General features: G+C 73.2%; 14 protein-coding genes and 1 riboswitch. Of the genes, 11 read left to right on the top strand and 3 right to left on the bottom strand.

Going from position 1 to position 18,647, the window contains the following annotated elements; translation table 11 throughout:
- The first annotated feature begins 67 nt into the window (after positions 1-67).
- The gene (locus tag ACFY3N_RS23810; RefSeq protein ID WP_390818716.1) at positions 68-307 is read left to right on the top strand and encodes a hypothetical protein; all 240 of its coding nucleotides are present in this window, start codon (positions 68-70) and stop codon (positions 305-307) included.
- 58 nt (positions 308-365) lie between these two features.
- Here the strand turns inward: ACFY3N_RS23810 and ACFY3N_RS23805 are convergent, their stop codons facing one another.
- Positions 366-923: a DUF6082 family protein gene (locus ACFY3N_RS23805; protein WP_390818715.1), complete on the bottom strand. Its 558-nt coding sequence runs from the start codon at positions 921-923 to the stop codon at positions 366-368.
- A gap of 319 nt (positions 924-1,242) precedes the next feature.
- Here ACFY3N_RS23805 and ACFY3N_RS23800 point away from each other — a divergent pair, with 319 nt between their 5' ends.
- Positions 1,243-2,298, top strand: coding sequence for a CobW family GTP-binding protein (locus ACFY3N_RS23800; RefSeq protein WP_390818714.1), 1,056 nt, complete (start codon positions 1,243-1,245; stop codon positions 2,296-2,298).
- Here ACFY3N_RS23800 and ACFY3N_RS23795 read toward each other — a convergent pair.
- Entirely contained in the window at positions 2,295-4,751 is a 2,457-nt protein-coding gene (locus tag ACFY3N_RS23795) for a DNA topoisomerase (ATP-hydrolyzing) subunit A (RefSeq protein ID WP_390818713.1), read from the bottom strand. The genes ACFY3N_RS23800 and ACFY3N_RS23795 overlap by 4 nt on opposite strands.
- A 735-nt stretch (positions 4,752-5,486) precedes the next feature.
- Between ACFY3N_RS23795 and ACFY3N_RS23790 the strand changes: the two genes are divergently transcribed.
- The 4 genes from ACFY3N_RS23790 to ACFY3N_RS23775 all read left to right on the top strand — a co-directional run bounded on the left by ACFY3N_RS23790 (position 5,487) and on the right by ACFY3N_RS23775 (position 10,278).
- The gene (locus ACFY3N_RS23790; protein ID WP_390818712.1) at positions 5,487-6,860 is read left to right on the top strand and encodes a M16 family metallopeptidase; all 1,374 of its coding nucleotides are present in this window, start codon (positions 5,487-5,489) and stop codon (positions 6,858-6,860) included.
- On the top strand, positions 6,857-8,245 hold the full coding sequence (locus ACFY3N_RS23785) for a M16 family metallopeptidase (protein ID WP_390818711.1): 1,389 nt from the start codon (positions 6,857-6,859) through the stop codon (positions 8,243-8,245). Before ACFY3N_RS23790 ends, ACFY3N_RS23785 begins: the two co-directional genes overlap by 4 nt.
- Before the next feature lie 197 nt (positions 8,246-8,442).
- Positions 8,443-8,607, top strand: a riboswitch (cyclic di-AMP (ydaO/yuaA leader).
- A gap of 12 nt (positions 8,608-8,619) precedes the next feature.
- Entirely contained in the window at positions 8,620-9,393 is a 774-nt protein-coding gene (locus ACFY3N_RS23780) for a M23 family metallopeptidase (protein ID WP_390818710.1), read from the top strand.
- A 189-nt stretch (positions 9,394-9,582) separates the two neighbouring features.
- Positions 9,583-10,278 (top strand): GntR family transcriptional regulator, encoded by a 696-nt coding sequence (locus ACFY3N_RS23775; RefSeq protein WP_390818709.1) that lies wholly within the window; start codon positions 9,583-9,585, stop codon positions 10,276-10,278.
- Positions 10,279-10,428: 150 nt separating this feature from the next.
- On the opposite strand, the gene ACFY3N_RS23770 is transcribed toward ACFY3N_RS23775, so the two are convergent.
- Complete coding sequence (locus tag ACFY3N_RS23770; protein WP_390818708.1) at positions 10,429-10,710, bottom strand: HPr family phosphocarrier protein; 282 nt, start codon at positions 10,708-10,710, stop codon at positions 10,429-10,431.
- Positions 10,711-10,887: 177 nt separating this feature from the next.
- Between ACFY3N_RS23770 and ACFY3N_RS23765 the strand changes: the two genes are divergently transcribed.
- The 5 genes from ACFY3N_RS23765 to ACFY3N_RS23745 all read left to right on the top strand — a co-directional run bounded on the left by ACFY3N_RS23765 (position 10,888) and on the right by ACFY3N_RS23745 (position 18,559).
- Positions 10,888-13,818 carry a GNAT family N-acetyltransferase gene (locus tag ACFY3N_RS23765; RefSeq protein WP_390818707.1) on the top strand — a complete coding sequence of 977 codons (2,931 nt, stop codon included), beginning with the start codon at positions 10,888-10,890 and terminating at the stop codon, positions 13,816-13,818.
- Between the two features lie 60 nt (positions 13,819-13,878).
- Positions 13,879-14,475 (top strand): DUF5998 family protein, encoded by a 597-nt coding sequence (locus ACFY3N_RS23760; RefSeq protein ID WP_390818789.1) that lies wholly within the window; start codon positions 13,879-13,881, stop codon positions 14,473-14,475.
- Positions 14,475-15,923 carry an alkaline phosphatase family protein gene (locus ACFY3N_RS23755; protein ID WP_390818706.1) on the top strand — a complete coding sequence of 483 codons (1,449 nt, stop codon included), beginning with the start codon at positions 14,475-14,477 and terminating at the stop codon, positions 15,921-15,923. Before ACFY3N_RS23760 ends, ACFY3N_RS23755 begins: the two co-directional genes overlap by 1 nt.
- A gap of 41 nt (positions 15,924-15,964) precedes the next feature.
- Complete coding sequence (locus ACFY3N_RS23750; protein WP_390818705.1) at positions 15,965-16,615, top strand: thymidine kinase; 651 nt, start codon at positions 15,965-15,967, stop codon at positions 16,613-16,615.
- A gap of 267 nt (positions 16,616-16,882) precedes the next feature.
- A complete protein-coding gene (locus ACFY3N_RS23745) occupies positions 16,883-18,559 on the top strand; it encodes an SWIM zinc finger domain-containing protein (protein ID WP_390818704.1) in 1,677 nt (558 codons plus the stop codon).
- Positions 18,560-18,647 lie beyond the last annotated feature (88 nt).

The raw sequence follows: 18,647 nt of genomic DNA, 5'->3' as shown, positions 1-18,647 counted from the left end.
TGCCCTCGCGCATCGCGCGGCAGCGGGCGCAGGCGCGTTTGCGCCTTGAGACAAAGGAAATTGAACAGTGAGTCAGATCATCCGCCGCCTCGGCGTCGCTCCGCGTTACCGAGGCAGCACGAATGGTGGGACGTGTCCCGACATTTTCGAGTTGGCCGACGGGAATTTCGCCGTCATCGGCACGGACATGACTGACTCCCTGGACGCGGGCCTTCCCGCCGACGCGGCCCGTGCGGACTACGAGCGCATCGTCGTGATCACGCGCGAGACCTTGGTCAGGGCGAAGGCCGACATCCCCGACGCGTGACCGCGTTCCCGACGGACCTGGGTCCGGACGCTCCGGCGCGCCGCCCGGACCCCTGCCGTCAGTCCCCGGCGGGAGGCTCGCCGACCACCCACCACTCGTCGGTCTCCGCCTCCTCCAACTGCCTGAGCAGGTCGTCGACGAGCAGTCCCATTTCCGCCTCTTCGGTGTCCACGATGCTCGCCCGCTGCTGCTGAGTGGCGTACCAGTACTCCCTGACGATCGGATTCTGGAAAGTGCCCCGGGCGCGTTTGTAGAACTCGTCCTTGGTCAGGTTGCCGATGCGGTAATAGAACAGCAGGTTGGTGTACAAGGCGTTGGCGTACAGGTACTGCCGACGCCTCGCGGGAGAAGCGGGCACCTCGAAGATGTCCAGGACCTCGGCGAGCTCGGGGTCGTCGATGGCCTTGCTCAGCAATTCCCAGTGCTGGCGCTGCTGGCTCGCCAGATCGGCGTTCCGCCGGGTGCGGGACTGCTTCTCCAGGATCTCGAGACGCGCGTGCAGCGACTCGAACGTGTGGCGCTGGGCCGCCACGGTGACGAGGACGCCCGCCGCCATGCCGAGACCGGCCAGGGCGACGGCGCCCATTCCCCGTATCCCACTGTTCTGTGTGGCCATGTCAAATACCCCCGATCGGGCCGCCGTCCGCCGGTCGTCGGGTTGCGGGTCGACTGTAGGGAACCGGCGAGCGGTGGGCGGCGCTTGCCGCCTTCCAGGGTGCCGAGCGGCTCTGATCGGCGGGAAGGCGGCCAAGAGGCGCACGGAGGGAAGCGAGGGTCGCACAAACCGGCGCCTTGCCCAACGTCTGCCCCGCGGACGCTGCTAACAATCGTTCACTTCGCTGTCGTCGCGGGCACTCGTATCCTGGGCCGTCAGTCGGTCTTCGGGGCGCGCGCCGTGAGCGAGCCGGTGTGCGCACAGGTGTGAGAGGGGTCGTGTGTCGGAGCGGAGCAGCGGGCGGCAGATTCCGGTGGTCGTACTGGCCGGATTTCTCGGCTCGGGGAAGACGACCCTGCTCAACCACCTTCTCCACCGCAGCGGCGGCAGCCGCATCGGTGCCGTCGTCAACGACTTCGGGGCCATCGAGATCGACGCGATGGCCGTCGCCGGGGCGCTCGGGGACTCGACCGTGTCCCTGGGCAACGGGTGTCTGTGCTGCGCCGTGGACGGCAGCGAGCTCGACGTGTACCTCGAGCGGCTCGCCCGTCCCTCCGCCGGGATCGACGTCATCGTCATCGAGGCCAGCGGCCTCGCCGAACCGCAGGAACTCGTGCGGATGGTGCTCGCCAGCGAGCATCCGGGCATCGTGTACGGCGGACTCGTCGAGGTCGTGGACGCCGCCGAGTTCGACGACACCCGCGCCAGGCACCCGGAGATCGACCGGCACCTCGGCCTCGCGGACCTCGTGGTCGTCAACAAGGTGGACCGGGCCCCGGACGTCGCGCGGGTCCTGGCCCTGGTCCGGTCCCTCGTCGACCGTGCGGCCGTGGTGCCCGCCACGCACGGCCGTGTCGACCCCGAGTTCCTCTTCGACTGCAGGCCCGGCGAGGAGCGCGTCGGGCAGCTGTCGTTCGACGACCTGCACCGGCACGACGACGCCGAGGAGCACTCCGGGCATCTGCACGCCGCCTACGACAGCCTCTCCTTCGTGTCCGAGCGCCCGCTGGACCCACGCCGGCTGATCCGGTTCCTGGACAGCCGGCCCGAAGGGCTCTACCGGATCAAGGGGTACGTCGACTTCGGTCCCCACGACGTCGGCAACCGGTACGCCGTGCATGCCGTGGGGCGGTTCCTGCGGTTCTACCCCGAGCCCTGGCCCGCGGGCGAGGAGCGGCTCACGCAGCTCGTCCTCATCGGGACGGACCTCGACGCCACCGCCCTCGGCGGGGAGCTGGAGGCGTGCGGGAGCGACGGCGCCCCACACGCCGACGATCACGGCATGTGGGGCGTTCTCCGCTATGTGCAGGGGGCGGCGGAGGACCCGGCGGCCTAGACCGGGCCCGCCACCACCGACACCGTCTTCGGCAGGGACACGCCGGAGCCGTCACGGCGCGGGTCGGGCTCCGGGAGGCTCACCGCGGTGCCGTTCTTCTGCGCGGCCCGGGCCGGGACCGGGCCCGCCCAGGCCAGGGCCAGGCAGTCCTCGCCCTTCAGGAACCGCTGGCAGCGCACGCCGCCGGTGGCCCGGCCCTTGCGCGGGTACTGGTCGAACGGAGTCAGCTTGGCCGTGGTCTGGACCGAGTCGTCCAGCGTGCCCCGTGAACCCGCGACCGTGAACACCATCGCGTCCGCGGCCGGATCGACCGCCGTGAAGGAGATGACCTTCGCCCCCTCGGTGAGCTTGATGCCCGCCATACCGCCCGCGGGACGGCCCTGCGGCCGGACCTGCGCGGCGGGGTAGCGCAGCAGCTGGGCGTCGTCGCTGATGAAGACCAGGTCCTCCTCGCCCGTGCGCAGCTCGACCGCGCCGACGATCCGGTCGCCCTCCTTGAGCGTGATGACCTCCAGCTCCTCCTTGTTGGAGGGGTAGTCGGGCACCACGCGCTTGACGACACCCTGTTCCGTGCCGAGCGCCAGGCCCGGCGACGACTCGTCGAGCGTGGTCAGGCACACCACCTGCTCGTCGTCCTCCAGGGACACGAACTCGGCCAGGGGCGCCCCGCCCGAGAGGTTCGGCACCGGCATCGCCTCCGGGAGCTGCGGCAGGTCGACGACGTTCAGCCGGAGCAGCCGGCCGGCCGAGGTGACCACGCCGATCTCGCCGCGGGCCGTCGCCGGCACCGCCGAGACGATCACGTCGTGCTTGACCCGCTTGGCGGAGCCGTCCCGCGCCAACGGCTCGTTGTCCGCCGTACGGGCCAGCAGGCCCGTGGAGGACAGCAGCACGCGGCACGGGTCGTCCGCCACCTGCAGCGGTACCGCGGCGGCCGGGGTGCCGGCCGACTCCAGCAGCAGCGTACGGCGGTCGTCGCCGAACTTCTTGGCGACCGCGGCCAGTTCGGTGGAGACCAGCTTGCGCAGCTCCGCGTCCGACTCCAGGATCCGGGTCAGCTCCTCGATCTCCGCGTTCAGCCGGTCCTTCTCGGCCTCCAGCTCGATCCGGTCGTACTTGGTCAGGCGGCGCAGCGGCGTGTCCAGGATGTACTGGGTCTGGATGTCGCTGAGGGAGAACCGCTCCATCAGGCGCTGCTTGGCCTGCGCGGAGTTCTCGCTGGAACGGATGAGGCGGATGACCTCGTCGATGTCCACCAGGGCCGTGAGCAGGCCCTCGACCAGGTGGAGGCGGTCGCGCCGCTTGCCGCGGCGGAACTCCGAACGCCTGCGGACGACGTTGAAGCGGTGGTCGAGGTAGACCTCCAGGAGTTCCTTGAGGCCCAGGGTGAGCGGCTGGCCGTCCACCAGCGCCACGTTGTTGATGCCGAAGGACTCCTCCATCGGCGTCAGCTTGTACAGCTGCTCCAGGACCGCTTCCGGCACGAAGCCGTTCTTGATCTCGATGACCAGGCGCAGGCCGTGCTCGCGGTCGGTGAGGTCCTTGACGTCGGCGATGCCCTGGAGCTTCTTCGACCCGACCAGGTCCTTGATCTTGCCGATCACCTTCTCCGGGCCGACCGTGAAGGGCAGCTCGGTGACGACGAGACCCTTGCGGCGGGCCGTCACGTCCTCCACGGTGACCGTCGCGCGGATCTTGAACGTGCCGCGGCCCGTCTCGTACGCGTCCCGGACGCCGGACAGGCCGACGATCCGGCCGCCGGTGGGCAGGTCGGGACCCGGGACGTGCTTCATCAGGGCGTCGAGATCGGCGTTCGGGTACCTGATCAGGTGCCGCGCGGCCGCGACGACCTCGCGCAGGTTGTGCGGCGGCATGTTGGTGGCCATACCGACGGCGATGCCCGACGCGCCGTTCACCAGGAGGTTCGGGAACGCGGCGGGCAGCGCCACCGGTTCCTGCTCCTGGCCGTCGTAGTTGGGCGCGAAGTCGACCGTGTCCTCGTCGATGGACTCGGTCATCAGGCCGGTGGCCTCGGCCATCCGGCACTCGGTGTACCGCATGGCGGCGGGCGGGTCGTCGTTGCCCAGCGAGCCGAAGTTGCCGTGGCCGTCGACCAGGGGCACGCGCATCGAGAACGGCTGGGCCATGCGGACCAGGGCGTCGTAGATCGACGCGTCGCCGTGGGGGTGCAGCTTGCCCATGACCTCGCCGACGACGCGGGCGCACTTCACGTAGCCGCGCTCGGGCCGCAGGCCCATCTCGTTCATCTGGTAGACGATGCGGCGGTGCACCGGCTTGAGGCCGTCGCGCGCGTCCGGCAGGGCGCGGGAGTAGATGACCGAGTACGCGTACTCGAGGAAGGAGCCCTGCATCTCGTCGACGACGTCGATGTCGAGGATCTTCTCCTCGTACGACTCGTCGGGCGGCGGGGTCTTCGTGCTGCGGCGGGCCATCGCTGCCGGCTCCTTGCTGAAGCGTGGGACGGGATCTGATGCGGACCATTGTGGACCGTCGCACTGACAGGCGGGACCAGGGTCCGGTTGTGGATGCCTCCGGGGAGGGCAGGGTACGCGGCGTGTGCGGCCCGCTTCCGCGCGGGGTTCCCGGTGATCGGGACGCACCGGACCGGGGCGGGTTCCGCCCGCGCTCGCGGCGTGCCTCCCCCGTTCCCGGCCGCGCCCGGGCGGGAGGTGCCCCCGGCCCCCCGTGCGGCGGGGCCGGTCGGGGGTTCGCCGCGCGGCCCGGCGCCGGCGGGGTGCCTCCCCGCTCCCGGGCGGGAGGTGTCCCTACCCGCCCGTGCGGCGGGGTCGGCAGGTGGCTGGTACGGGGCCGGTCGGGGGTTCGCCGCGCGGTCCGGCGCCGGCGGGGTGCCTCCCCGCTCCCGGGCGGGAGGTGTCCCTACCCGCCCGTGCGGCGGGGTCGGCAGGTGGCCGGTACGGGGCCGGTCGGGGGTTCGCCGCGCGGTCCGGCGCCGGCGGAGTGCCTCCCCCGCTCCCGGGCGGGAGGTGCCCCCACCCGCCCGTGCCGCCCTGCGGCACGGGCGCCCGCGGCCCGGCGTCGGCATTCTCGCTCTCGGCGTAGCCCGCCCCCGCCGGGAACTTCGCCGGGGGTTCGCGCGCTTGCATACAGTGGCAGGACCGGCAGAAACGGCGGTTTCGACGACCGCCTCCGCGATCGAAGGGACGTACATGCCCATGGGTCACACGGCCACAGCCCAGGCAGGCTCCGGCGGCCTGACAGCGACCGAGCACCGCCTGGCCAACGGCCTGCGCGTGGTGCTCTCCGAGGACCACCTGACCCCGGTCGCCGCGGTCTGCCTCTGGTACGACGTGGGTTCGCGGCACGAAGTCAAGGGACGTACGGGTCTGGCTCACCTTTTCGAGCACCTCATGTTCCAGGGCTCCGCCCAGGTGAAGGGCAACGGTCACTTCGAGCTGGTCCAGGGCGCCGGCGGCTCCCTCAACGGCACCACCAGCTTCGAGCGCACCAACTACTTCGAGACCATGCCCGCCCACCAGCTGGAGCTCGCGCTCTGGCTGGAGGCCGACCGCATGGGCTCCCTGCTGACCGCCCTGGACGACGAGTCCATGGAGAACCAGCGGGACGTCGTCAAGAACGAGCGCCGCCAGCGCTACGACAACGTCCCCTACGGCACGGCCTTCGAGAAGCTGACCGCCCTCGCCTACCCGGAGGGCCACCCGTACCACCACACGCCCATCGGCTCGATGGCGGACCTGGACGCGGCCACCCTGGAGGACGCCCGCCAGTTCTTCCGCACGTACTACGCGCCGAACAACGCCGTGCTCTCCGTGGTCGGCGACATCGACCCGGAGCGGACGCTCGCCTGGATCGAGAAGTACTTCGGCTCCATCCCGGGCCACGACGGCAAGCCCGCGCCCCGCGACGGCGCGCTGCCCGAGGTCATCGGCGAGCAGCTGCGCGAGGTCGTGGAGGAGGAGGTCCCCGCGCGTGCGCTGATGGCCGCCTACCGGCTGCCCGAGGACGGCACGCGCGCGTGCGACGCCGCCGACCTGGCGCTCACCGTCCTCGGCGGCGGCGAGTCCTCCCGGCTCTACAACCGCCTCGTACGGCGCGACCGCACGGCCGTGGCCGCCGGCTTCGGCCTGCTGCGGCTGGCCGGGGCGCCCTCCCTGGGCTGGCTGGACGTGAAGACCTCCGGCGACGTGGAGGTGCCGGTCATCGAGGCCGCCATCGACGAGGAGCTCGCCCGGTTCGCCGAGCAGGGCCCCACGGCGGAGGAGATGGAACGCGCGCAGGCCCAGCTGGAGCGCGAGTGGCTCGACCGGCTCGGCACGGTCGCGGGCCGCGCCGACGAACTGTGCCGGTACGCCGTCCTGTTCGGCGACCCGCAGCTCGCCCTGACCGCCGTCCAGCGCGTCCTGGAGGTGACGGCGGAGGAGGTGCGGGAGGTCGCCCAGGCCCGCCTGCGCCCCGACAACCGCGCGGTGCTCGTCTACGAGCCGGTCGCCGCCGAGGCAGAGGACACCGAGGAGGCCGCCGCGGCCGCCGGCACCGACGAGAACGAGGAGGCGGCGAAGTGACCGAGCTCGCCACGATGGACTTCCACCCGCAGCCGCAGGCGGGCGACGCCAAGCCCTGGGCCTTCCCGGCCCCCGAGCGCGGCACGCTCGACAACGGCCTGACCGTGCTGCGCTGCCACCGCCCCGGCCAGCAGGTCGTCGCCGTCGAGGTGATCCTCGACGCTCCCCTGGAGGCCGAGCCGGCCGGTCTCGACGGTGTCGCCACGATCATGGCGCGGGCCTTCTCCGAGGGCACCGACAAGCACACCGCCGAGGAGTTCGCCGCCGAGCTGGAGCGCTGCGGCGCCACCCTGGACGCGCACGCCGACCACCCCGGCGTCCGCCTCAGCCTGGAGGTCCCGGCCTCGCGGCTCACCAAGGGGCTCGGGCTGGTCGCCGACGCCCTCAGGGCGCCCGCGTTCGCCGACAGCGAGGTCGAGCGGCTGGTCCGCAACCGCCTCGACGAGATCCCGCACGAGCTGGCCAACCCCTCCCGCCGCGCCGCCAAGGAGCTCTCCAAGGAGCTGTTCCCGGCGGATTCGCGCATGTCGCGTCCGCGCCAGGGCACCGAGGAGACGGTCACCGGCATCGACTCCGCGGCCGTACGCGCCTTCTACGAGAAGCACGTCCGCCCCGCCACCGCCACCGCCGTGGTCGTCGGCGACCTCACCGGCATCGACCTGGACGCGCTGCTCGGCGACACGCTCGGCTCCTGGACCGGCTCCTCGGCACAGCCGCGGCCCGTTCCGCCGGTGGCTGCGGACGATACCGGCCGGGTCGTGATCGTGGACCGTCCCGGCGCCGTCCAGACGCAGCTGCTGATCGGCCGTGTCGGCCCCGACCGGCACGACCGCGTGTGGCCCGCGCAGGTGCTCGGCACGTACTGCCTGGGCGGCACCCTCACCTCCCGCCTGGACCGCGTGCTGCGCGAGGAGAAGGGATACACCTACGGCGTACGGGCGTTCGGGCAGGTCCTCAGGTCCGCCCCGGACGGTACCGGCGCGGCGATGCTGGCCATCAGCGGCTCCGTCGACACCCCGAACACCGGCCCCGCCCTCGACGACCTGTGGACCGTGCTGCGCACGCTCGCCGCGGAGGGGCTCACCGACGACGAGCGCGACGTCGCCGTGCAGAACCTCGTGGGTGTGGCGCCGCTCAAGTACGAGACCGCCGCGGCCGTCGCGAGCACCCTGGCCGACCAGGTCGAGCAGCACCTGCCCGACCACTACCAGGCCGACCTGTACCGGCAGTTGGCCGCGACCGGCACCGTGGAGGCCACCGCGGCCGTGGTGAACGCCTTCCCGGTGGACCGCCTGGTGACGATCCTCGTCGGCGACGCGGCGCAGATCAAGGCGCCCGTCGAGGCGCTCGGGATCGGTGAAGTCACCGTCGTGACGGCCGAGTAGCGAGCCGCGGAGGACGCGCGCGGGGCCCCGGTGACACGGAAGTCACCGGGGCCCTCTTATGCCCGAATCGGGGCGGAAGTTGCCTGTCTGCCCTGTGGGATGCGCTACAAAAACCGGGATTCGTTTGAGGATGGGGAGACGGCCCGCTTAGCGTCATGCGGGCTGTTCGTCGGGCAGTGCGCCGCACCCGCGGCACCGGACAGCCATCGCCGAGTCCCCGTACGGCGCGAGCCAGGGGAGCCGGGGACCCTCCGCAGTCCCTGGGGTGAATCGGGCGCCCGCGCGTGTCGCGAGGGGGTCCGTAGGAGACCTTCCTGCTCCGAACCCGTCAGCTAACCCGGTAGGCGAGAGGGAAGGAAAGGACCAGCCTGTACATGGCGTTCACCCGCGCCCCGGGCAAGCACCGTCGTCCCAGCCGGATGCAGCGCGGCACCGCCCGCGCGGCGGGCGTCGCGGCGCTCACCACCACCGGCGTCGTCGGCTCCCTCTCGGCCCCCGCGCTCGCCGCCGAGCCCGCCGCCGCACAGACCGGCCTCACGCCCGTCGTCACCCTGGGAGACGCGGTCGCCGACCGGATCGACGCCCAGGCGGCCGCCCAGCACGAGGCCGCCCGGGAGGCGGCCGAGGCCGCCGCGCGGAAGGCCGCGGAGGAGACCGCGCGCGAGAGGGCCGCGGAGGAGGCCGAGAAGGCCCGTGCGGAGCAGGAGCGCGCCGCGCGGGAGGCCGAGCGCAAGCGCCTCAACACCTTCGTCTCCCCGATCGCCGGCTCGTACGTCTCGACCGGTTACCAGGCCGGCAGCTCGCTGTGGTCCTCCGGCAGCCACACCGGTGTCGACTTCCACGCCGCGACCGGCACCCCCGTCCAGTCGGTCGGCATCGGCACCGTGGTCGAGGCCGGCTGGGGCGGCGCGTACGGCAACCAGGTCGTCATCAGGATGAACGACGGCACGTACACCCAGTACGGTCACCTCTCCTCCATCGGTGTCTCGGTGGGCCAGCAGGTCGCCGCCGGACAGCAGATCGGTCTCTCCGGCGCCACTGGCAACGTCACGGGCGCGCATCTGCACTTCGAGGCCCGTACGACCGCCGAGTACGGCTCCGACCTCGACCCGGTCGCCTACCTCCGCGCGCACGGCGTCAGCCTCTGACCGGACCGACCCGCCCACTTCCCGGTGCCCCGGCTCCCCGAGCCGGGGCACCGGTGTTTCCGGGCGGCGCTTGTCCAAAAAATACGCCTGGATTCCGGCCCGCCGTCGTGAATTCCCGCTGATTGCAATAGAGTCACGGAACACACGTCAATCGTCGACGTTTCACGGGGATTAAGCCGGAGGTCCGTCATGCGTATTCCCGCGCACTCGGTGTGCACGGCGATCCGGGACGACATCGTCGCGGGTGTCTACGAGCGCGGCGGCCGGCTCACCGAGGAAGTCCTCGCCCGCCGTTACGGCGTCTCCCGGGTGCCCGTCCGGGAGGCGCTGCGCACGCTGGAGGCCGAGGGGTTCGTGGTGACCCGGCGGCACGCGGGCGCGTGCGTCGCGGAACCCACCGAGCAGGAGGCCGCCGACCTGCTGGAGATGCGTATGCTCCTCGAGCCGCTCGGCGCCTCCCGCGCGGCCCAGCGCCGCACCGAGGCCCATCTGAAGGTGCTGCGCGGCCTGGTCCGGCTGGGGCAGGAACGCGCCCGCCAGGGCAACAGCGACGACCTGCGCTCCCTGAGCGGCTGGTTCCACGAGACGCTCGCCCAGGCCACCGGCAGCCCGGCGCTGACCTCGACGCTGACCCAGCTGCGGCACAAGATCGCCTGGATGTACGCCACCGAGGGGCCGTCCGACCCGGTCGCGTACTGGGCGGAGCACGGCGCGATCGTGGACGCCGTGGCGCGCGGCGACGGCGACCGCGCGCGGTCCGTCACGGCGCTGCACACCGAGCGCGCGAGTGCCGGACACCGCCTGCGTTTCGCCTCCGGCGCCGGCCGCGCGGACCGTGTGAGGAACTCGCAACATCCCGTAAACATGTCGAGCATTCGGCATTAACACGGGTGCCGTATACAAAGAGGATGCATTTCTCGGGGGCTATTCATGCTGCCCGGAAAAGGGAAAAGCGAAAGGCCCGCCCGATGGTCCGGGCGGGCCTTTCGATTGCGGTGCGCGTCGGTGAGGAGACGTTCCCGCGGCCGTGAGGAATCAGACGGTCTCGGGGAGCTCCTCGAGACCCTCGGCGACCAGCTTCGCCAGACGGTCCAGGGCGGCGTCCGCGCCCTCGGCGTCGGACGCGAGGACGATCTCCTCGCCGCCCTGGGCGCCCAGGCCCAGAACGGCCAGCATGGAGGCCGCGTTGACGGGGTTGCCCCCGGCCTTGGCGATCGTCACCGGGACGCCTGCGGCCGCGGCGGCTCGGACGAAGATGGAGGCGGGGCGGGCGTGGAGGCCCTCGGCCCAGCCGACGTTGACGCGGCGCTCAGCCATGTGTTGCTGCCCTTCGCTGTTCAGGGTTGTCTAGACCAGTTTCCCACATCGTGAAGCATGCCCGGAGCGGCATCCGCTCCCGCTCCCGGTGACAGCCGGACCGCGGCCTCGGCCCGGCTGTCGTCCACCACAGACTGCCTCGCGCCGTTGTCGTACGCGAGCCGTACTCTGGGGCCCATGCAGACCTCGTCGGACCGGCACGAGTACCCCGCCCACTGGGAGGCCGACGTGGTGCTGCGCGACGGCGGCACCGCGCGCATCCGCCCCATCACCGTTGATGACGCCGAGCGCCTGGTCAGCTTCTACGAGCAGGTGTCGGACGAGTCGAAGTACTACCGCTTCTTCGCGCCCTACCCTCGTCTGTCCGCCAAGGACGTCCACCGCTTCACGCACCACGACTTCGTGGACCGGGTGGGACTCGCGGCCACCGTGGGCGGCGAGTTCATCGCCACCGTACGCTACGACCGGATCGGCGCCGACGGCGCGCCCGCCTCTGCGCCGGCCGACGAGGCCGAGGTCGCCTTCCTCGTGCAGGACGCCCACCAGGGCCGGGGCGTCGCCTCCGCCCTCCTCGAGCACATCGGCGCCGTCGCGCGGGAGCGGGGCATCCGCCGGTTCGCGGCCGAGGTGCTGCCCGCCAACAACAAGATGATCAAGGTGTTCACCGACGCCGGGTACACCCAGAAGCGCAGCTTCGAGGACGGTGTCGTCCGCCTGGAGTTCGACCTCGAACCCACCGACCGCTCCATGGCCGTGCAGTACGCGCGCGAACAGCGCGCCGAGTCGCGTTCGGTGCGGCGGCTGCTCGCCCCCGGCTCGGTCGCCGTCGTCGGCGCCGGCCGCACACCCGGGGGCGTGGGCCGCAGCGTCCTCGACAACCTCCGGGACACCGGGTTCACCGGCCGGCTCTACGCCGTGAACAAGGCCCTGGGCGAGGGGGAGGAGGAGCTCGGCGGGGTGACCGCGTTCCGCTCGGTGCGGGACATCGACGGGCCCGTGGACCTCGCGGTCGTCGCGGTGCCCGCCGAGCGGGTCCCGGAGGTCGTCACCGAGTGCGGCGAGCACGGCGTGCAGGGGCTCGTCGTCCTCTCCGCCGGCTACGCCGAGTCCGGCCCCGACGGCCGCGAACGCCAGCGCGCCCTCGTGCGGCAGGCGCGCGCGTACGGCATGCGGATCATCGGCCCGAACGCCTTCGGCGTCATCAACACCTCCCCGGACGTCCGGCTGAACGCCTCGCTCGCCCCTCACATGCCGCGCCCGGGCCGGATCGGGCTGTTCGCCCAGTCCGGCGCCATCGGCGTCGCCCTGCTGTCCCGCCTGCACCGGCGCGGCGGCGGCGTCACCGGCGTCACCGGCGTCTCCACCTTCGTGTCGTCCGGCAACCGGGCCGACGTCTCCGGCAACGACCTCCTGCAGTACTGGTACGAGGACCCCGACACCGACGTCGTCCTGATGTACCTGGAGTCCATCGGCAACCCCCGCAAGTTCACCCGCCTCGCCCGCCGGACCGCGGCGGCGAAGCCACTGGTCGTGGTCCAGGGCGCACGCCACGGGGCGGGCCCCCGGGGACACGCCGTACGGGCGACCCGGCTGCCCCACGCGACGGTGTCCGCGCTGCTGCGGCAGGCCGGGGTGATCCGCGTGGACACCATCACCGAACTCGTCGACGCGGGCCTGCTGCTCGCCCGCCAGCCCCTGCCGGCCGGACCCCGGGTGGCGATCCTCGGCAACTCCGAGTCCCTGGGCCTGCTCACCTACGACGCCTGCCTCGCCGAGGGCCTGCGCCCGCATCCCCCGCAGGACCTCACCACCGCCGCCTCGGCGGCGGACTTCCACGCGGCGCTGTCCCGCGCGCTGGCCGACGACACGAGCGACGCGGTCGTCGTGACGGCGATCCCGGCGGTGGGGGAGGGCTCGGTCGGCGACGCGGCCCTGGCGCAGGCCCTGAGCTCGGCCGCCGCCGCGACCCCGTCCAAGTCCGTCCTGGTGGTCCACGTGGAACTCGGCGGCCTCGCGGAGGCCCTGTCCGCCGCGACGAGCACGGCGCCCCCTTCGGCGACCGGCGCCGCGCCACCGGCGGGGACGGGCACGGCGTCCCGGCCGTCCGGCGCCGCGCCGTCCTCGGCCGTCGCGGGCGTCCAGCCGCCCGCCGGCAGCGGTGCGCCGACCCGCGAGGGTGCCACGGACCGCGCCCGCGCGGCCGTCGACGGCGGCCCGCCGGCCCCCGCCGCGCCCCCCGAGGGCGCCCACCTCATCCCCGCCTACCCCGCCGCCGAGCGTGCCGTCCGGGCGCTCGCCCACGCCGTCGCGTACGCGCAGTGGCGGCGGGACGCCGCCGAGCCCCGGAAGGTGCCGGAGTACGAGGACATCGACGAGCGGGGCGCGGCGGCGCTCATCGGCGGGCTGCTCTCGCGCGGGCAGGGCCTCACCCTCGGCGCCGCCGAGACCTGCGACCTGCTCGGCACCTACGGCATCCACGTCCACCGCGCCCTGCCCGCACCGGACCCCGACACCGCCGTCGAGGCGGCGCGCACCCTCGGTCACCCCGTGGCCCTCAAGGCGACCGCCCCCCATCTGAGACACCGCGCCGACCTGGGCGGCGTCCGCCTCGACCTGGCGGACGAGGAACAACTGCGCCGGGCGTACGCCGAGTTGACGGAACTGTTCGGGGCCCCGGAGGAGCTGCGCCCCGTGGTGCAGCGGATGGCGCCGCGCGGTGTCGACACCGTCGTACGCGCGGTCATCGACCCGGCCGCCGGAGCCGTACTGTCCTTCGGGCTCGCCGGGCCCCCCTCGCAGCTGCTCGGGGACATGGCGCACCGGCTGATCCCGGTCACCGACCGGGACGCGACCTCGCTGGTGCGGTCGATCCGGACCGCCCCGCTCCTGTTCGGCTGGCGCGGCTCGGCGCCGGTCGACACCCCGGCGCTGGAGGAGCTGATGCTCAGGGTGTCGCGGCTGGTCCACGACCATCCGGAGGTGGTCGCGGTCACCCTGGAGCCGGTCGTCGTCGCCCCGCACGGCGTGAGTGTCCTCGGTGCCTCCGTACGCCTCGCCCCGCCCCCCGCCCGCGACGACCTCGGCCCGCGGACCCTCCCCGCGTACTGACCGGCGCCCGGGGAGCGGAGTGCGGTGAGCGGTGCCTCGCAGTCAGCGGTCCCCCGTAGGATGGGCGTCATGGCCAAGACCAGTACGACGACCCAGGGACTGCGGGCGGCGATCGAGCGCAGCGGTTACTACCCGGCCCTCGTGGCCGAGGCGGTGGAGGCCGCCGTGGGCGGCGAGCCCATCCGGTCGTATCTGGTCCACCAGGAGACGACGTTCGACCAGAACGAGGTGCGGCGGCACGTCACCGTGCTCGTCCTCACCGGCAACCGCTTCATCGTCAGCCACACCGACGAGCAGGCCGCCGACGACACCTCCCCGACGCCGTACGCCACCACGTCCACGGAGTCGGTCAAGCTCGGCCGGATCTCGTCCATCGTGGTCAGCCGTGTGGTCGCCAACCCGGAGTCGTACAAGCCGGGCACCTTGCCGCGCGAGATCGTGCTCACCATCGGCTGGGGTGCCGTCTCCCGCATCGACCTGGAGCCGGCCGCCTGCGGCGACCCCAACTGCGAGGCCGACCACGGTTACACGGGCAGCTCCACGGCCGACGACCTGAGCCTGCGCGTCAGCGAGGCCGGTGACGGGCCGGAGACGGTGCGCCAGGCGCTCACCTTCGCGCAGGCCCTGTCCGAGGCGACCGCGGACCAGACGCGCTGATGACCCAGCCCACACCCGGCGCGCGACGCGCACCGGGCGCGCAGCCCGTACCGGGCGCCCAGCCGGCACCCGGTGCGCAGCCGGTATCCGGTGCGCGGCCCGCCCCCGGCACGCAGCCCGCCCCCGGCGCGCGGCCCGTGCCCCGCCCGCAGCCGCCCCGCCCCGCGCCGCCCGCCCGCACCGCGCAGTCCACGTCCACGGCGCGGCCGACACCTCCCGCACGGCCCGCACCCCCCGCCCGGCCCGCGCCACCCCCGCACCCCACCGCCTGGGACGACGCGCATCCGCGCCCCCTCGCCCCCGGTTCCGCCCCCCTGCCCGAGTACGGCACCGGTTCGCTCGCCGACCTGCTGCCCACGCTCGCCGCCGGCATGGCCGTCCCCGGTACGACCGCCGCGATCCCCGAGCTGACCCCCGCCGACCGGAACTGCGTGTTCCTGATCGACGGGCTGGGCTGGGAGCAGCTGAGGGCGCACCCGGACGAGGCACCCTTCCTGACGTCCCTGCTGGCCTCCTCGCGCGGCGGCACCGGAAGCCCGATCACCGCCGGATACCCGGCGACGACCGCCACCTCCCTGGCCTCCGTCGGCACCGGCCTGCCGCCGGGCGCGCACGGCCTGCCCGGCTACACCGTGCGCAACCCCGACACCGGCGAGCTGATGAACCAGCTGCGCTGGCAGCCCTGGACCCCGCCCGCCGCCTGGCAGCCCCACCCCACGATCTTCGAGCTGGCCCACCGCGCGGGCGTGCACGCCGCCCAGGTGTCCTCCCCGACCTTCGCGAACACCCCGCTGACCAAGGTCGCGCTCAGCGGCGGCAGCTTCCACGGGCGGCTGTCCGGCGAGGAGCGCATGGACGCCGCGGCCGAGCAGCTGGCCGCCGCCGACCGCTCCCTGGTCTACACGTACTACGCCGAGGTCGACGGCGCGGGCCACCGCTTCGGCGTCGACTCCGACACCTGGCGCGGCCAGCTCATGTACGTCGACCGCCTGGTCCAGCGCCTGGCCGAACAGCTCCCCCCGCGCAGCGCGCTCTACGTCACCGCCGACCACGGCATGATCGACGTCCCCTTCGACGAGGACCACCGCATCGACTTCGACGAGGACTGGGAGCTGAAGGCGGGCGTCGCCCTGCTCGGCGGCGAGGGCCGCGCCCGGCACGTCTACGCCGTACCGGGCGCCGCGAACGACGTGCTGACCTGCTGGCGCGAGGTGCTCGGCGAGCAGTTCTGGGTGGCCTCGCGCGACGAGGCGATCGGGGCGGGCTGGTTCGGGCCGGCGGTCGACGAGCGCGTGTACCACCGGATCGGCGACGTGGTCGCCGCCGCGCGGGACGACGTCCTGCTGATCGCCTCCGAGCGGGAGCCCAGGGAGTCGGCGATGGTCGGCAACCACGGTTCGATGACCCCTGCCGAGCAGCTGGTCCCCCTGCTCGAAGTACGCTCCTGAGTCTCCGCCCGCAACCCCTGCCGAAAGGTGCCCGACCTCCCATGCCCGAGCTGGTGTTCTTCTCCGGAACGATGGACTGCGGGAAGTCGACGCTGGCTCTCCAGATCGAGCACAACCGTTCGGCGCGCGGCCTGACCGGAATGATCTTCACCCGCAACGACCGGGCCGGCGAGGGCAAGCTCTCCTCCCGCCTCGGCCTGGTCACGGACGCGGTGGAGGTCGGCGACGGCGCGGACCTGTACGCGCACCTCGTCGACCACCTCTCACAGGGCCGGCGCGCGGACTACGTGATCGCGGACGAGGCGCAGTTCCTGGCGCCGGAGCAGATAGACCAGCTCGCGCGCGTGGTGGACGACCTGGAGCTCGACGTCTACGCCTTCGGCATCACGACGGACTTCCGCTCCAAGCTGTTCCCCGGCTCCCAGCGGCTGGTGGAGCTGGCCGACCGGGTCGAGGTGCTCCAGGTGGAGGCCCTGTGCTGGTGCGGCGCCCGCGCCACGCACAACGCCCGCACGGTCGGCGGGGTCATGGTCGTCGAGGGCGCCCAGGTGGTCGTCGGCGACGTCACCGGCTCCGCGGACGAGGTCGGCTACGAGGTCCTGTGCCGCCGTCACCACCGCCGCCGCATGACGGCGGCGACGGCCCGCGCGGCGGTACTGTCGCCCGACGTGCTGCCGGTCACGTCGGGCTGACCGGGCGGCCGCGGGGCACCGGCGGGTTCGAGGCGCGGGGGAGACACGGGCGTGACCGGTTGTCGTGCACCGGCACGGCCACCGTCCCGGTGCGGCGGCCGAGGGCCGTGAACCCCGCGGGACCCGGAGAGGGGCGCGTGACCGGCCGAACACCCCGTGGCGCTGGATGAGGTGAGGCCGGATCAGGCGAAGCCGCCGACTCGCGGCCTCGGCCCCCCTAGGCTGAAAAGCCTCGATCGCACCATCACGGCAGGGCGGAAAAGAATCATGCGCGGCCTCACCGAGGCGAACCTCAAGAAGCTGGCCGGTGCCCGTTCCTTCGAACGCGCCCTCGGGTATCTCGACGCGGTGTCCGGGGTCGAGGTGGGCGACGGCCGGGTCACCGCGAGTGTCCGCGGGACGGAGCGGTACGAGGCGGAGCTGACCCTGGACGGGTCCGGCGGGCTGTCCGGCGCGTGCGACTGCCCATACGGTCTGGAGGGCAACTTCTGCAAGCACCTGGTCGCCCTCGGTCTGACCGTGCTCGCCCGGCGGGAGAGCCTGCCGCGGCAGCGGAAGGCGGCCCGGGAGCGCGCGCAGGACCTCGACGGGTGGCTGTCCGCCCTGTCCAAGGACGAACTGCTCGCCCTGCTGCGGGAACAGATCGACGAGGACCGGCAGCTGCGGCGACGCCTGGAACTGCGGGCCGCGAGCGCCCGCGGGGATCTCACCGCGGTCCGGTCCCGTATCCGCGACCTGCTCGACATCGGCCCCTTCGCGCAGTACGGCTACGTCGAGTACGCCGATGCCCGCGCCTACGCCGACCAGGCCCGGCAGGCGGTGTCCGCGATCGGCGCGCTGACCGGCTCGGGCCGGGCCGCCGACGCGATCACCCTGGCACGGGAGGCGATGCGGCTGCTGGCCGAGGCGGTGGAGAGCGTCGACGACTCCGACGGCAGGCTCGGCCCGATCGGCGCGGACCTCGCCGACGCCCACCTCGACGCGTGCCGCGCGGCACGCCCCGACCCCGAGGAGCTCGCACACTGGCTGGCCGGCCATGTGCTCGGCGGCACCGACGACGGCCTGACCGACATCGATCCGCTCGACTACGACGACGTCCTCGGAGAGGAGGGCATGGCCGTCCTGCGAAACCTGGCCGCCGAGGCGTGGCGGCGCAACCGCCGAGGCTGGGCGGAGAAGCACCTGATGGAGCGTCTGGCCAAGGCCGGGGGAAGCGTCGACGCGGTGATCGCCGTACACGCGGCCGATCTCGCACCGAACGGCCACACCCACCTGGTCATCGCCCGTGAGCTGGAGGCCGCCCGGCGTTTCGACGAGGCCCTGGACTGGGCGGAACGCGGGATCCGGGACGTCCGGGACCTCTCCGCCGTGGACACCGCCCTCGTCGACCACCTCAGCGACCGCTATACGCGGGCGGGCCGGATCGCCGACGCCGTCGCCGTGCGCCGCGCCCACTTCGGCGCCCGCCGCTCGCTGCTCGCGTACCAGCAGCTGCGCGCCGCCGCGCGGGCCGCGGACAGCTGGCCGGCCGAGCGCGAGGGAGCCCTCGCCCTGCTGCGCGCCGACGCGGAACGCCCGCAGCAGAGCCGGTACGGCGGCCCCGTCCTGGTCGACGCCCTGCTCGACGACGAGGACGTCGACGCCGCCTGGCAGGCCGCCGCCCGGACCGGCGCCGATGACCGGCAGTGGCGCACACTCGCCGACCAGGTGCGGGCCACCCGTCCCGCCGACGCGCTCGGCGTCTACCTGCGTCTGGCGGAGCCGCTGGCCGAGGAGACCGGCAACACGGTCTACGAGCAGCTCGTCGACCTGCTGCTGAGCATCCGCGACTGCCACCACCGCCTGGGCACGGAAGGCGAGTTCGCCGCTTACGTCACCGCCTTGCGCACCGCCCGGAAACGCAGGCGGAACCTGATGCGCCTGCTGGACGCACACGGTCTGTGAACCGGACGACGTCCCCGGCGTCCGCCCGGCCCGCGCCGCGGAGACCGAGGTCCTTCGGACCGATCGCGTTGTCAGTCCCCCCTGCCAT

Source organism: Streptomyces sp. NPDC000348 (genome assembly GCF_042898795.1).
Taxonomy (GTDB): domain Bacteria; phylum Actinomycetota; class Actinomycetes; order Streptomycetales; family Streptomycetaceae; genus Streptomyces.
This window is presented reverse-complemented; position numbering and strand designations above follow the sequence as displayed.

Excerpts from the sequence above, each read along its gene's own strand:
- ACFY3N_RS23775 (WP_390818709.1), top strand. The coding sequence starts at position 9,583 with ATGCGTATTCCCGCGCACTCGGTGTGCACGGCGATCCGGGACGACATC.
- ACFY3N_RS23755 (WP_390818706.1), top strand. The coding sequence starts at position 14,475 with ATGACCCAGCCCACACCCGGCGCGCGACGCGCACCGGGCGCGCAGCCC.
- ACFY3N_RS23760 (WP_390818789.1), top strand. The coding sequence starts at position 13,879 with ATGGGCGTCATGGCCAAGACCAGTACGACGACCCAGGGACTGCGGGCG.
- ACFY3N_RS23770 (WP_390818708.1), bottom strand. The coding sequence starts at position 10,710 with ATGGCTGAGCGCCGCGTCAACGTCGGCTGGGCCGAGGGCCTCCACGCC.
- ACFY3N_RS23750 (WP_390818705.1), top strand. The coding sequence starts at position 15,965 with ATGCCCGAGCTGGTGTTCTTCTCCGGAACGATGGACTGCGGGAAGTCG.
- ACFY3N_RS23780 (WP_390818710.1), top strand. The coding sequence starts at position 8,620 with ATGGCGTTCACCCGCGCCCCGGGCAAGCACCGTCGTCCCAGCCGGATG.
- ACFY3N_RS23795 (WP_390818713.1), bottom strand. The coding sequence starts at position 4,751 with ATGGCCCGCCGCAGCACGAAGACCCCGCCGCCCGACGAGTCGTACGAG.
- ACFY3N_RS23805 (WP_390818715.1), bottom strand. The coding sequence starts at position 923 with ATGGCCACACAGAACAGTGGGATACGGGGAATGGGCGCCGTCGCCCTG.
- ACFY3N_RS23790 (WP_390818712.1), top strand. The coding sequence starts at position 5,487 with ATGCCCATGGGTCACACGGCCACAGCCCAGGCAGGCTCCGGCGGCCTG.
- ACFY3N_RS23745 (WP_390818704.1), top strand. The coding sequence starts at position 16,883 with ATGCGCGGCCTCACCGAGGCGAACCTCAAGAAGCTGGCCGGTGCCCGT.
- ACFY3N_RS23765 (WP_390818707.1), top strand. The coding sequence starts at position 10,888 with ATGCAGACCTCGTCGGACCGGCACGAGTACCCCGCCCACTGGGAGGCC.